Source organism: Pseudomonas sp. GM33 (assembly GCF_000282295.1).
GTDB lineage: Bacteria > Pseudomonadota > Gammaproteobacteria > Pseudomonadales > Pseudomonadaceae > Aquipseudomonas > Aquipseudomonas laurylsulfatiphila.
In genome coordinates this window covers 1-13,574 of sequence record NZ_AKJO01000045.1, presented here as the reverse complement: position 1 = coordinate 13,574, position 13,574 = coordinate 1, and the positions used below count along the sequence as shown (strand labels likewise).

The 13,574-nt window shown below is 58.9% G+C and carries 12 protein-coding genes; 7 read left to right on the top strand and 5 right to left on the bottom strand.

The window, feature by feature from the left end:
- Nucleotides 1-29: 29 nt before the first annotated feature.
- Together lolA and PMI26_RS22255 are read right to left on the bottom strand one after the other, a co-directional pair.
- Complete coding sequence (lolA, locus tag PMI26_RS22250) at nucleotides 30-653, bottom strand: outer membrane lipoprotein chaperone LolA (RefSeq protein ID WP_007972078.1); 624 nt, start codon at nucleotides 651-653, stop codon at nucleotides 30-32.
- A 66-nt stretch (nucleotides 654-719) separates the two neighbouring features.
- Nucleotides 720-3,131, bottom strand: coding sequence for a DNA translocase FtsK (locus PMI26_RS22255; protein ID WP_007972077.1), 2,412 nt, complete (start codon nucleotides 3,129-3,131; stop codon nucleotides 720-722).
- Nucleotides 3,132-3,425: 294 nt separating this feature from the next.
- Here PMI26_RS22255 and trxB point away from each other — a divergent pair, with 294 nt between their 5' ends.
- The 4 genes from trxB to infA all read left to right on the top strand — a co-directional run bounded on the left by trxB (nucleotide 3,426) and on the right by infA (nucleotide 6,223).
- Nucleotides 3,426-4,385, top strand: coding sequence for a thioredoxin-disulfide reductase (gene trxB, locus PMI26_RS22260; RefSeq protein WP_007972075.1), 960 nt, complete (start codon nucleotides 3,426-3,428; stop codon nucleotides 4,383-4,385).
- 62 nt (nucleotides 4,386-4,447) lie between these two features.
- Nucleotides 4,448-5,128 (top strand): leucyl/phenylalanyl-tRNA--protein transferase, encoded by a 681-nt coding sequence (aat, locus tag PMI26_RS22265; RefSeq protein WP_033047570.1) that lies wholly within the window; start codon nucleotides 4,448-4,450, stop codon nucleotides 5,126-5,128.
- Between the two features lie 57 nt (nucleotides 5,129-5,185).
- Nucleotides 5,186-5,893, top strand: a complete 708-nt coding sequence (locus PMI26_RS22270) for an arginyltransferase (protein ID WP_007972071.1) — start codon at nucleotides 5,186-5,188, stop codon at nucleotides 5,891-5,893.
- A gap of 111 nt (nucleotides 5,894-6,004) precedes the next feature.
- Nucleotides 6,005-6,223, top strand: coding sequence for a translation initiation factor IF-1 (infA, locus tag PMI26_RS22275; RefSeq protein ID WP_002553999.1), 219 nt, complete (start codon nucleotides 6,005-6,007; stop codon nucleotides 6,221-6,223).
- 236 nt (nucleotides 6,224-6,459) lie between these two features.
- Here infA and clpA read toward each other — a convergent pair whose 3' ends face one another.
- Complete coding sequence (clpA, locus tag PMI26_RS22280; protein WP_007972069.1) at nucleotides 6,460-8,730, bottom strand: ATP-dependent Clp protease ATP-binding subunit ClpA; 2,271 nt, start codon at nucleotides 8,728-8,730, stop codon at nucleotides 6,460-6,462.
- A gap of 30 nt (nucleotides 8,731-8,760) precedes the next feature.
- On the bottom strand, nucleotides 8,761-9,123 hold the full coding sequence (gene clpS / locus PMI26_RS0129420) for an ATP-dependent Clp protease adapter ClpS (protein WP_015094394.1): 363 nt from the start codon (nucleotides 9,121-9,123) through the stop codon (nucleotides 8,761-8,763).
- A 223-nt stretch (nucleotides 9,124-9,346) separates the two neighbouring features.
- On the opposite strand from clpS, the gene cspD reads away from it, so the two are divergent.
- Complete coding sequence (cspD, locus tag PMI26_RS22285; RefSeq protein ID WP_007972067.1) at nucleotides 9,347-9,601, top strand: cold shock domain-containing protein CspD; 255 nt, start codon at nucleotides 9,347-9,349, stop codon at nucleotides 9,599-9,601.
- A gap of 81 nt (nucleotides 9,602-9,682) precedes the next feature.
- Here cspD and icd read toward each other — a convergent pair whose 3' ends face one another.
- Complete coding sequence (gene icd, locus PMI26_RS22290; RefSeq protein WP_007972065.1) at nucleotides 9,683-10,939, bottom strand: NADP-dependent isocitrate dehydrogenase; 1,257 nt, start codon at nucleotides 10,937-10,939, stop codon at nucleotides 9,683-9,685.
- On the opposite strand from icd, the gene PMI26_RS31590 reads away from it, so the two are divergent.
- Nucleotides 10,938-11,105 carry a hypothetical protein gene (locus tag PMI26_RS31590; protein ID WP_162831814.1) on the top strand — a complete coding sequence of 56 codons (168 nt, stop codon included), beginning with the start codon at nucleotides 10,938-10,940 and terminating at the stop codon, nucleotides 11,103-11,105. The two genes, icd and PMI26_RS31590, sit on opposite strands and share 2 nt — an antisense overlap.
- A 327-nt stretch (nucleotides 11,106-11,432) precedes the next feature.
- Nucleotides 11,433-13,574: NADP-dependent isocitrate dehydrogenase (locus PMI26_RS22295; RefSeq protein ID WP_033047566.1), on the top strand; the 2,142-nt coding region annotated here is incomplete at its 3' end.

Sequence of the window (13,574 nt, the reverse complement as noted above, 5' to 3'; positions counted from 1 at the left end):
CAGGCTCGCTCCTACAGGGGTTCTGCGTTTTATTCCTGGATCACGTCCGCCCCTTTAGGGATGTCGAACTTGAATTTGGACGCCGGGATCGGTTCGTTGGCCTTCACCCCGGTGAACAGGATATTGGTGCGCTGGCCGACACTGTCGATCAGTTGCATGTCGTTGACCAGACCATTGCGGAACGACAGGCGCAGACTGTCGAACAGGGAGTCCTTAGTCTTCGGCTTCAGGGTGAAGTCGATCACGCCGCCGGCTTCCTTGGCGCTGATGTCGAAGCTCTGGCTGATCTTGGACACGTCACCGGACAGCAACAAGGCCGGTGTCTGGGTCAGGCGCTGGTCGAGGTTCTTGATGGTGGCCTGTTCCAGGTCCGGGTCCCACAGGGTGACCTTCTTGCCATCGGACACCATGGTCTGTTCGGCCGGTGCATCGGTGTGCCAGTAGAACAGGCCCGGACGCTGCAGGGACATGTCGCCGGCGGTTTCCTGCAACTGGGTGCCGGTGCCGTCAAGGGTCAGTTGCGAGAAACGCGCCGTCAGGGTCTGGGATTTTTCCAGCAATTGGGTCAGGCGTGCCACATCCTTGTCATCGGCGTTAGCCTGGAGCGTGGTCAAAGCCAGTACCGGCAGCAACAGCATGCGGATCAGACGCATGGGAGTCCTCATAACATTCGTGGGAGTGCGAGCGGCGCCAAAGGGCGCCACCCTTTCATATTCGGGTCAGTCGCGCACCGGGCCAGGGGCCAGGACTTCACGCGAACCGTTGGTGTTCATGGACGTCACGACCCCGGCCATTTCCATGGCTTCGATCATGCGCGCGGCGCGGTTGTAGCCGATCTTGAGCTTGCGCTGAACCGCGGAAATGGAGGCGCGACGGCTTTCCAGCACGAACTGGACCGCTTCGTCGTACAGCGCGTCGGCCTCGGGATCGTCACCGTCGCCACCACCGCTGCTGCCTTCGAAGCCGCTGCCCGCCTCTTCGACGCCATTGAGGATGTCGTCGTTGTATTCCGGCGCGCCCCGCAACTTCCAGGCCTCCACCACGCGGTGAACTTCATCGTCGGACACGAAGGCACCGTGGACACGAATCGGCAGACTGGTGCCCGGCGGCATGTACAGCATGTCACCGTGGCCCAGCAGTTGTTCGGCGCCGCCCTGGTCGATGATGGTCCGCGAGTCGATTTTGCTCGACACCTGGAACGCCATGCGGGTCGGGATGTTGGCCTTGATCAGACCGGTGATCACGTCCACCGACGGACGCTGGGTCGCGAGGATCAAGTGAATGCCGGCCGCACGCGCCTTCTGGGCAATACGGGCGATCAGTTCTTCGACCTTCTTGCCGACGATCATCATCATGTCGGCGAATTCGTCGACCACCACCACGATGGTCGGCAGCTTTTGCAGGAGCGGCGCTTCGTCGTGGATGCTTTCGCGCTTGTACAGCGGATCGCTCAACGGCTCGCCGGCATCCTGGGCTTCCTTGACCTTGGCGTTGAAGCCCGACAGGTTGCGCACGCCCATCTTGGCCATCAGCTTGTAGCGTCGTTCCATCTCGGCAACGCTCCAGCGCAGGGCGTTGGCGGCGTCCTTCATGTCGGTGACCACCGGGCACAGCAGGTGCGGAATGCCTTCGTAGATCGACAGTTCCAACATTTTCGGGTCGATCATGATCAGCTTGGCGTCTTCCGGGCCGGACTTGAACAGGATCGACAGGATCATCGCGTTCACGCCCACCGACTTACCGGAACCGGTGGTACCGGCCACCAGCAGGTGCGGCATCTTCGCCAGGTCGGTGATGACCGGTTTGCCGCCAATGTCGTGGCCCAGGGCCAAGGTGACCGGGGATTTGAAGTTGTCGTACTCGGGGGTCGACAACACCTCGGAGAAACGTACGATCTGCCGGTCTTCGTTGGGAATCTCGATACCGACCGTGGTCTTGCCCGGAATCACTTCCACCACGCGCACGCTGGTCACGGCCAGGGAACGGGCCAGGTCTTTGGCCAGGTTGGCGATGCGGCTGACCTTGACGCCGGCGGCGGGCTGGATTTCGTATCGGGTAATCACCGGACCCGGGTGGATCGAGTCCACGGTCACTTCGACGCCGAACTCCTTGAGCTTGATTTCCAGCAGGTGACCGACCGCCGCCAGGGATTCGGGCGAATAATTGAGCTGTTTCTTTTCCGCGGGATCGAGAATCGAGATCGGCGGCAAGGTGCCTTCCACGGCGCTGTCGACGAACAGTGGCGCCTGTTTCTCTTTTTCGACGCGTTTGCTCGGCGCGGCCGGTTTTGGCGGCGCGGGTGCAATCACCGGCGGCACCTGCTTCTCACGCTCGGACATGTGCTTGCTCAGGGCCTGCTCACGCTCGATCAACCGCTCCTTGACCTTGGCCTGTTCGCGCTTGTCGGAGACGGTCGGCGCAACCACTTCATCCATACGGTCATCGACTTCACGCAACTGGGCGACCAGCTGTTTGCGCTCGGTACGGGCCGCCCACCAGCGATTGGCCGCGCCCTGGAACAGTTCGAACAGGTCGAGGGTGATCTTGCCGGTGATGTCCATCACCTTGAACCACGACAGGTCGGTAAACACCGTCAGGCCGAACAGGAACAACGCGATGAACAACAGCGTACTGCCCTGGATATTCAGGGCGTTCCTCGCCAGTTCGCCGAGGCTTTCCCCCAGCGCACCGCCCGCACCTGCCGGCAGACCGGTCGCAGCATGGAAATGGATATGGGCCAGCGCGGCCCCCGACAGCACCAGGAACACCAGGCCGATCAGGCGCCAGGAAAATAGCCAGCCGCTCCACTGCCACGGTTCGTGACGCTGGCGGAAGATTTGGTACGCCTTGACCGCCAGCAGCAACGGGAAGATGTAGGCGAAGTAACCCAACACCATGAACAGGATATCGGCGCTGTAGGAGCCCGCGGGCCCGCCGAAATTCTGCACGTCGTCGATCTTGCTGTTATGGCTCCAGCCCGGATCATCCTTGCCATAGGTCAGCAAGGCCATCATCAGGAACAGGCACAGGGCACCGATGGCGATCAGCGCACCTTCCTTGAGTCGGTAGTGCAAGTGCTGGCGCCAGAGCGGAACGACGGCTGGTTTAGGTGCTGCGGTGGATTTCTTCAAAACGCTACTTTTCCTGCGCCAATGGCGCGTCCATCTGTTGAAAGTCTAAAAAACTGCCCAATCCAGGCAGGTAAAAAAGTTAACACACGTAACCGGGACTACTTTTAACACTGCGCCCCGGTTTTTATAAACACGGTGCGCACTGAATATATGTAACACGCAGGGCATTGTACGGGTTTGTACGCACGACGCCATGCTTGAGACCCTTGGGTGTAGCATAGTCAACAGCACATGACATGCTATTCAATTTGAGCATGCATTGTCTTTTGTGACAAAGGCTTATGAGGTGTTTTTATGAGCGAAGCGAAGCATTCCCGCTTGATCATCCTGGGCTCCGGCCCTGCCGGTTACAGCGCAGCCGTTTATGCCGCCCGCGCCAACCTCAAGCCCGTTGTCATTACCGGCATACAGGCAGGTGGCCAGCTCACCACCACCGTCGAAGTCGATAACTGGCCAGGCGACGTCGAAGGCCTGACCGGCCCCGTGCTGATGGAGCGCATGCAAAAACACGCCGAGCGCTTTGCCACCGAGATCGTTTACGACCACATCCATACCGCCAAGTTGCAACAACGGCCGTTCGAGCTGATTGGCGATGGCGGCACCTACACCTGCGACGCCCTGATCATTGCCACCGGCGCCTCCGCGCAATACCTGGGCCTGCCGTCGGAGGAAGCATTTGCCGGCAAAGGGGTGTCGGCGTGCGCGACCTGTGACGGGTTCTTCTATCGCAACCAGGTGGTCGCGGTGGTCGGCGGCGGCAACACGGCGGTCGAGGAAGCCTTGTACCTGTCGAACATCGCCAGGGAAGTGCACCTGATCCATCGACGCGACAAACTGCGCTCGGAGAAAATCCTCCAGGACAAACTCTTCGAAAAAGCCGCCAACGGCAATATCCGCCTGCATTGGAACCAGAACCTGGACGAAGTGCTCGGCGATGCCAGTGGCGTGACCGGTGCCCGCCTGCGGGACAGCCAAACGGGTGAAACCACAGAGCTGCCGCTGGCCGGGGTGTTTATCGCCATCGGCCACAAACCCAACACCGACCTGTTCATCGGGCAACTGGAAATGCGCGACGGCTATCTGCTGGTCAAGGGCGGCAGCGAAGGCGATGCTACCGCCACGGCGATTGCAGGCGTGTTTGCCGCCGGCGATGTGGCCGATCATGTTTATCGCCAGGCCGTTACGTCTGCCGGGGCCGGTTGCATGGCCGCGCTGGACGCCGAAAAATACCTCGACGACATTCCTGCCGTTTGAAGGCAAACTTTATGGAGGGCCAATGCCCGCCACTGCCCTCCCCTTCTGCAAGCCTGGATGCCATGCTGACTTGGTTACAACGCAACACCTTGCATTTCCCACCGCTGGAAAAGGCCATGCGCGACCCCAACGGGCTGCTGGCTGCCGGTGGCGACCTGTCCGCCGATCGGCTGATCTCGGCTTATCGCCATGGCTGCTTCCCATGGTTTTCCGAAGGCCAGCCGATTCTCTGGTGGTCGCCGGACCCGCGCACGGTTCTGTTTCCCGACGAATTGCACGTCTCGCGTAGCCTGAACAAACTGCTGCGCCAGCAACGCTATCAAGTGACCTTCGACCAGGACTTCGCCGCCGTCATTCGCGCCTGTGCGGCTCCCCGGGATTATGCCGACGGCACCTGGATCACCGAAGCGATGCAAGAGGCCTACATCGAACTGCACAGGCGTGGTCACGCGCACTCGGTGGAAGTGTGGGACGGGGACGAACTGGTCGGCGGCCTGTATGGCCTGGCGATGGGGCAGTTATTTTTTGGCGAATCGATGTTCAGCCGCGCTGACAACGCCTCTAAATTCGGCTTTGCCACCCTGGTCCGGCATTTGAAAGACTCGGGTTTTGTGCTGATCGATTGCCAGATGCCCACCGATCACCTGCATAGTTTGGGAGCCCGGGCGATTCCGCGTCGCGAATTTGCCGCTTGTCTGGCCCGGCATCTGGACCAACCCAACCATGCCACCTGGGTTTGCTGAGCGACTTTCTCCCGTGTGGCTTACACTTATTCAAAAGCATTATCCCGAGGGTTGATCATGACCGAGTTGGCGCGTTTGAAGTTCTATGCCACTCAGCCGCACTCTTGCAGTTATCTGCCCGATGAGCAGGCCACAACCCTGTTCCTCGACCCTAGCCAGCCCATGGATGTGCATGTCTATGCAGACCTGTCGGAGATGGGGTTTCGTCGCAGTGGCGATCATCTCTACCGGCCGCATTGCCAGAATTGCAATGCCTGCGTTCCGGCGCGCATTCCCGTGGGGCCGTTCACGCCCAACCGGCAACAGAAACGCATCTTCAAGCGCAACGCGGACTTGCAGGTGCGTCCGGCCAAGCCCTGCTTCAACGAAGAGTACTTCGAGCTTTACCAGCGCTATATCGAACAGCGTCACGCCGATGGCGACATGTACCCGCCCAGTCGCGACCAGTTTTCTACCTTCCTGGTGCGGGACCTGCCGTTTTCACGGTTTTATGAATTCCGCCTGAACGGTCAGCTGCTGGCCGTCGCCGTCACCGATTTGCTGCCGAACGGTCTTTCGGCGGTCTACACCTTCTACGAACCATCCGAAGAGCGCCGCAGCCTTGGGCGCTATGCAATCCTCTGGCAAATCGCCGAGGCCCGGCGACTGGGACTAGAGGCGGTCTACCTCGGCTACTGGATCAAAAACTGCAAAAAAATGAATTACAAGACTCAATATCGCCCCATTGAGTTGCTGATTAATCAGCGCTGGGTGGTTCTAAACTAGAGCCGACCCTAAACCCCTTGGCTTAAACCCCACTTTTCGGGCACAATGCACGCCGCTTTTGCCTGGCGCAGTTGCACCGGGCCATTCATTGGACACCGAGGGCTTTACTGCATGTCGAAAGAAGACAGCTTCGAAATGGAAGGCACTGTCGTCGACACCCTGCCCAACACCATGTTTCGTGTGGAGTTGGAAAATGGGCACGTCGTAACCGCGCACATCTCCGGCAAGATGCGCAAGAACTACATCCGTATTCTTACCGGCGACAAAGTGCGCGTAGAGCTGACTCCCTATGACTTGAGCAAAGGACGCATCACTTACCGCGCCCGCTAATCTGGTCAATACAAGACGCCCGGCTTATGCCGGGCGTTTTTGTTTGTCTGGGATTTAGCGACCACAACACAAAACCCTGTGGGAGCGAGCTTGCTCGCGATGGCGTCAGTTGATCCAACATTGATGCAAGCTGATGCACCGCTATCGCGAGCAAGCTCGCTCCCACAGGTTTTGATGTGCATTTTGCAGACAACAAAAAGGCGCCTTCCGGCGCCTTTTTGCATTGTTTCCAAACGTCAGGCCATCTCGGCCGTGGTCTCGAACTCGAAGGTCAGCTCGCCATCCTTGATGTCGATGTGCACCACACCGCCATGTTCGGCCAGTTCGCCAAAGAGAATCTCCTCCGCCAGTGGGCGCTTGATCTTGTCCTGGATCAGGCGAGCCATTGGGCGAGCACCCATCGCCGCATCATAGCCACCCTCGGCCAGCCAGCTGCGGGCCGCATCGGTGACTTCCAGCAACACTCGCTTGTCTTCCAGCTGCGCCTGAAGCTCGGTAAGGAACTTGTCCACCACACTCTTGATGACCTCATGGCTGAGGCGACCAAACTGGATGATGGTGTCCAGACGGTTGCGGAATTCCGGCGTGAAGCTCTTCTTGATCACTTCCATCGCATCGGACGAGTGGTCCTGGAAGGTGAAACCGATCGAAGCACGAGCCGCTGTCTCGGCACCGGCGTTGGTCGTCATGATGACGATCACGTTACGGAAATCCGCCTTGCGCCCGTTGTTATCGGTCAAGGTACCGTGATCCATGACCTGCAGCAGCAGGTTGAAGACTTCCGGATGCGCTTTCTCGATTTCATCGAGCAACAGCACGCAGTGTGGTTGCTTGGTGATGGCTTCGGTCAGCAGACCGCCCTGGTCGAACCCGACATAGCCCGGAGGCGCACCGATCAGACGCGATACGGTGTGGCGCTCCATGTACTCGGACATGTCGAAGCGAATGAGCTCGACACCCAGCGCCTTGGCCAACTGACGCGCCGCTTCGGTTTTACCGACACCGGTAGGCCCGGCGAACAGGAACGAACCGACAGGCTTGTCAGGGGACTTGAGGCCGGCACGGGACAACTTGATCGCGGTTGCCAGCGAGTCGATCGCGGCATCCTGACCAAATACGGTCAACTTCAGGTCACGCTCGAGGTTACGCAGCAACTCCTTGTCGGAGCTGGTGACGTGTTTTGGCGGAATCCGCGCGATTTTCGCGACGATATCTTCGACCTGAGGCACTTCGATGCGTTTAACACGCATCTCGACCGGTTGCAGGCGCTGGTAGGCACCCGCTTCGTCGATGACGTCGATCGCCTTGTCCGGCATGTGACGATCGTTGATGTAACGCGAAGCCAGTTCGGCAGCCGCGCGCAGGGCTTCATCGCTGTATTCGATATTGTGATGGCTTTCGAAACGCCCCTTCAGGCCGCGCAGAATGCCAATGGTGTCTTCCACCGAAGGCTCCGACACATCGACCTTCTGGAAACGCCGGGCCAAGGCACGGTCCTTCTCGAAGATGCCGCGGAATTCCTGGAAGGTGGTCGATCCAATGCAACGGATATCACCCGAGGACAGCAGCGGCTTGAGCAGGTTGGAGGCATCCATGACGCCACCGGACGCAGCACCCGCACCAATGATGGTGTGGATCTCGTCGATGAACAGGATCGCCTGCGGCCGTTTCTTCAGCTCATTGAGCAACGCCTTGAAGCGCTTCTCGAAATCGCCACGGTACTTGGTACCGGCCAGCAAGGCACCCAGGTCGAGGGAGTAAACCACGCTGTTGGCCAGCAGGTCCGGCACCTGGTTGTCGACAATGCGCTTGGCCAAGCCTTCGGCAATCGCGGTTTTACCCACGCCCGCCTCGCCCACCAGCAGCGGGTTGTTCTTGCGCCGACGTGCCAGGATCTGTGCGACACGCTCGACTTCCAGCTCACGCCCCACCAACGGATCGATACGACCCTGGCGCGCGAGTTCGTTGAGGTTGCTGGCATAAGCATCCAGGGGATTGCCCGAGGAAGAAGACTCACCGCCCTCGTCGTCCTGCATATCTTGCTCACCTTCAGAGTGATCGCCATGCCCCGGCACCTTGGAAATGCCATGGGCGATGTAGTTGACGACATCTATGCGGGCAACGCTCTGCTGTTTCAGCAGGAACACCGCCTGACTCTCTTGCTCACTGAAGATCGCGACCAGCACGTTGGCACCAGTCACTTCGCGTTTGCCCGAGCTCTGTACGTGAAACACAGCACGTTGCAGGACACGCTGGAAGCCCAGGGTTGGCTGGGTTTCGCGATCCTCGTCATGCACGGGGATCAATGGCGTGGTGGAGTCGATGAACTCCTGCAGGTCATGCTTGAGTTTGTCGAGGTTTGCGCCGCACGCACGCAAAACGGTGGCGGCAGCCTCATTGTCCAATAGGGCCAGCAGGAGGTGTTCGACGGTCATGAACTCATGACGCTTCGAACGGGCTTCCTTGAAGGCAAGATTGAGGGTGACTTCGAGCTCGCGGTTTAACATAGCTTCACCTCATACCCAAGTGGTCGGCGATTAACCGTCCTTCTCGATTTCACAGAGTAGCGGATGCTGGCTTTCCCTGGCGTACTGGTTGACCTGCATGGCCTTGGTCTCCGCGATGTCGCGGGTAAACACTCCACATACTGCCCGCCCTTCTGTATGGACGGCCAGCATGACCTTGGTCGCCAGCTCGCGATTCAGGTTAAAAAACACCTCGAGCACTTCGACGACGAAATCCATCGGTGTGTAGTCATCATTGAACAAAACCACCTTGTACATCGGCGGCGCCTGTAGAGCAGGCTTTGCCTCCTGAACAGCAATGCCTGCGGAATCGTCGTCGTGTAAATCAGGGCGATCCTGATTGAATGTTAGTCGAATCTGGCTGATTGCATGCATGGAAAGAAAGGTTCGTCAGTTGTTCAAATACAGTGGTGGGGGCGGCTATCAGCGATTTCAACTCCGACTGCCGGTCAGCTTGACTATCGGCAAAAGGGTGTTACAACCAATAGAGCCCACAGTGGGTAAAAAAGGTCCGCGGAGTCAAACTTATTTACAGGTTCGACTGCGGATGTAGTGGATGATACTCCAGTGATGGAGTCTGTTGCAGAGGGAGTTGGGTATGGCAGTCGGCAAGGTGAAGTGGTTCAACAACGCCAAGGGTTACGGATTCATCAACGAGGAAGGCAAGACAGAGGATCTGTTTGCCCACTACTCGGCCATTAAAATGGAAGGTTATAAAACCCTGAAAGCCGGGCAAGCTGTCGTATTCGACATCATCCAGGGCCCCAAAGGTCTTCACGCGGTCAATATCGGCAACCCCGTGGATGCCTCAAAAGCCGCGACACAGTCACCTGAGCAGACCGTTTCGGTTTAATATCGCCGCGTCATCCAGTCATAAAAAAACCGCCTGACTCAACTTCTTGAATCAGGCGGTTTTTTGTGTACCTGCGCTTTCTTACATGTGCGAGATCAGCGCATCACCGAAACCGGAAGACGACACCAGTTTCGCCCCTTCCATCAGACGCTCGAAATCATAGGTCACGGTCTTGGCGGAAATCGCGCCATTGGTGCCCTTGATGATCAGGTCGGCCGCTTCGGTCCAGCCCATGTGGCGCAGCATCATTTCAGCGGAGAGGATCAGCGAACCCGGGTTGACCTGGTCCTTGCCGGCGTACTTCGGCGCCGTACCGTGGGTGGCTTCGAACATGGCCACGGTGTCGGACAGGTTGGCACCCGGTGCGATACCGATACCGCCCACTTCCGCCGCCAGGGCGTCGGAGAGGTAGTCACCGTTCAGGTTCAGGGTCGCGATCACATCGTACTCGGCCGGGCGCAGCAGGATCTGCTGGAGCATGGCGTCGGCGATGGCATCCTTGACGATGACGTTCTTGCCGGTTTTCGGGTTCTTGAACTGCATCCACGGACCGCCGTCGAGCAGGGTCGCGCCGAATTCTTCAGCTGCCACTTCGTAGGCCCACTCCTTGAAGGCACCTTCGGTGAACTTCATGATGTTGCCTTTGTGCACAATGGTCAGCGAATCACGATCGTTGTCGACCACATATTGCAGGGCTTTGCGCGCCAGGCGCTTGGTGCCTTGCAGCGAAACCGGCTTGACACCGATGCCGCAGTTCTCGTCGAAACGGATCTTGGTGACGCCCATTTCTTCCTTGAGGAACTTGATGACCTTGGTGGCTTCCGGCGTACCGGCCTTCCACTCGATGCCGGCGTAGATGTCTTCGGAGTTCTCGCGGAAGATGGTCATGTCGACATCGCCCGGCTTCTTGACCGGGCTAGGCACGCCTTCGAACCAGCGCACCGGACGCAGGCAGACGTACAGGTCGAGTTGCTGACGCAGGGCCACGTTCAGCGAACGGATGCCGCCACCGACCGGGGTGGTCAGCGGACCCTTGATGGAAACCACGTAATCCTTGACCGCGTCCAGGGTCTCCTGAGGCAGCCAGGTGTCCTGATCGTAGACTTGAGTCGCTTTTTCCCCGGCGTACACTTCCATCCAGGAAATCTTGCGCTCGCCACCATAAGCCTTCTTAACTGCAGCATCGACAACCTTGATCATGACCGGGCTGATGTCGACGCCAATGCCGTCGCCTTCGATGAAGGGGATGATCGGGTTATTAGGAACATTGAGAGAATGGTCTGCATTGACGGTGATTTTGTCGCCGACGGCTGGAACCTGAATCTTCTTGTAACCCATGCTGAACTCCATTGATTGGATTGAACATCTGGCTTGGTTCGAGCGTAACCCAGTTGAATCGGCGCGCAAACCCTATGTTCTATCCATATGCCGCAAAGCCGCACAACCAGCGGCCTACAAGCCTGAAAGCAAAGGGAAAAACGCCAAACTCAAGCACGACGAATGACCTTACGCCCTCCTCGCCCCTGCGACCTTTAGACCAATGGACGACATTCGTTGCGTATGAACCATCGGCAGATTGCCAGCTACCTATGTATAATGCCGCCGCTGACTAAAGGGTCACGTCAGGTTGAACAGCTCTACGACGAGCATTTCCGCCAGTTTTGCCGATCTGTTACCGCAGCCCGGCTACTTGACACCCTACTGATGCACCCAACATCACAGCAACGAAACCTCGATATTCGGCTCATGGATGACTTTGAACGAACGCGCTTACCCGGCGCCCTCGAGTTTCTGCGCACGCTTTAGCAAAGAAGAGAGAGTTAATCCGAATATGCCCACCCGCTCGAAGATCATCTATACCTTCACCGACGAAGCTCCTGCCCTCGCCACCTATTCACTGTTGCCTATCGTAGAGGCGTTCACCGCCTCGGCTGATATCGCCGTTGAAACCCGCGATATCTCTCTTGCAGGGCGCATCCTGGCCAGCTTCCCCGAGCAACTGGGTGACAAAGCCGTAGCCGACCACCTCGCCGAACTGGGCGCCCTGGCCGTTACGCCTGAAGCCAACATCATCAAGCTGCCGAACATCAGTGCTTCGGTTCCACAACTGCAAGCCGCGATCAAAGAGCTGCAAGCCCAGGGCTACAACCTGCCGGACTATCCGGAAACCGTGACCTGCGACGCCGACAAAGAAGCCAAGGCGCGCTACGACAAGGTCAAGGGCAGCGCCGTGAACCCGGTTCTGCGTGAAGGCAACTCCGACCGTCGCGCTCCGCTGTCGGTCAAGAACTACGCGCGCAAGCACCCGCACAAAATGGGCGCCTGGGCCAAGGACTCCAAGTCCCACGTTGCGCACATGAGCACCGGCGATTTCTACGGCAGCGAAAAAGCCGCCCTGATCGACGCCGCTGACGCCGTGAAAATCGAACTGATCGCTCAAGACGGCACCGCCACCGTCCTGAAAGAAAAGACCAGCGTACAAGCCGGTGAGATCCTCGATTGCGCGGTCATGAGCAAAAACGCCCTGCGCAGCTTCATCGCCGCTGAAATCGAAGACGCCAAGGCACAAGGCGTGCTGCTGTCGGTTCACCTGAAAGCCACCATGATGAAGGTCTCCGACCCGATCATGTTCGGCCAGATCGTTGCCGAGTTCTATAAAGACGCACTGGCCAAGCACGCTGACGTGCTGGCACAGATCGGCTTCAACCTGAACAACGGCATCGGCGACCTGTACGCCCGCATCAAGGCCCTGCCTGCTGAACAGCAAGCGGCCATCGAAGCTGACATCCAGGCGGTCTACGCCGCTCGCCCTTCCCTGGCGATGGTCAACTCCGACAAAGGCATCACCAACCTGCACGTGCCGAGCGACGTGATCGTCGACGCCTCGATGCCAGCGATGATCCGCGATTCCGGCAAGATGTGGGGCACCGACGGCCAGTTGCACGACACCAAGGCCGTGATCCCGGATCGTTGCTACGCGACCATCTACCAGGCCGTGATCGAAGATTGCAAAGCCAACGGCGCATTCGACCCGACCACCATGGGCAGCGTGCCGAACGTTGGCCTGATGGCGAAGAAAGCCGAAGAATACGGCTCCCACGACAAGACCTTCCAGATCAAGGCTGACGGCGTTGTTCGCGTCACCGACAGCAAGGGCAACCTGCTGCTGGAGCAGTCGGTCGAAGCCGGCGACATCTTCCGCATGTGCCAGACCAAAGATGCACCGATCCAGGACTGGGTCAAACTGGCAGTCAACCGTGCTCGCGCCAGCAGCACGCCGGCGATTTTCTGGCTGGACCCGATGCGCGCCCACGACGGCGTGGTGATCGAGAAAGTTCAGGCCTACCTGAAGGATCACGACACTGCCGGCCTGGACATCCAGATCATGTCGCCTGTCGACGCGATGAAGTACACCCTGCAGCGCACCCGCGAAGGCAAGGACACCATCTCGGTGACCGGCAACGTACTGCGCGACTACCTGACCGACCTGTTCCCGATCATGGAACTGGGCACCAGCGCCAAGATGCTGTCGATCGTGCCGCTGATGAACGGCGGTGGTCTGTTCGAAACCGGCGCCGGCGGTTCGGCGCCGAAGCACGTTCAGCAACTGCTGGAAGAGAACTTCCTGCGCTGGGATTCGCTGGGTGAATTCCTGGCCCTGGCCGCGTCCCTGGAACACCTGGGCGTGACCTACAACAATCCAAAGGCGCTGGTACTGGCCAAGACCCTGGACCAGGCCACCGGCCAGTTCCTGGACAACAACAAGTCGCCATCGCGCAAAGTCGGCAACATCGACAACCGCGGCAGCCACTTCTACCTGGCGCTGTACTGGGCTCAAGCCCTGGCCGCCCAGACCGAAGACACTGCGCTGCAAGCGCAGTTCGCAACCTTGGCCAAAACCCTGACCGAGAACGAGTCGACCATCGTTGCCGAACTCAACGCCGTTCAGGGCAAGCCAGTGGACATCGGCGGG